This is a genomic window from Enterobacter sp. 03-F-07-AD-ECC (assembly GCF_047530935.1).
GTDB lineage: Bacteria > Pseudomonadota > Gammaproteobacteria > Enterobacterales > Enterobacteriaceae > Enterobacter > Enterobacter cloacae.
The window spans coordinates 1-375 of the sequence record NZ_JBLKBZ010000085.1 but is presented as its reverse complement, the minus strand read 5'-3'; the positions used below and the strand labels follow the sequence as shown (position 1 = coordinate 375).

Annotated in this window: 2 rRNA genes; both read left to right on the top strand. The window is 53.6% G+C overall.

The features are described from left to right. Nucleotides 1-75, top strand: a 23S ribosomal RNA gene (locus ACMWKA_RS25755); the annotation flags it as partial. Between the two features lie 190 nt (nucleotides 76-265). Beyond that, nucleotides 266-375: ribosomal RNA gene (rrf, locus tag ACMWKA_RS25750) — 5S ribosomal RNA — on the top strand; the annotation flags it as partial.

Below are 375 nucleotides of genomic sequence, written 5' to 3'. Positions count from 1 at the left end.
CGTTGATAGGTCGGGTGTGTAAGCGCAGCGATGCGTTGAGCTAACCGATACTAATGAACCGTGAGGCTTAACCTTACAACGCCGAAGATGTTTTGGCGACGAGAGACAGAATTGTCAGCTTTGATTCAGAGTCCGAAGGATTTTGCGCTGAGACAAGGCGGCAAGCGAAGGAAAGGAAGGAGCATACTGAGGTATGTGACTGACTTTACGAGAGCAGCCAACGCAGTATCAGCCCAAAAGACACAGGACAGAGCACAGGAATTTGCCTGGCGGCTGTAGCGCGGTGGTCCCACCTGACCCCATGCCGAACTCAGAAGTGAAACGCCGTAGCGCCGATGGTAGTGTGGGGTCTCCCCATGTGAGAGTAGGGAACTG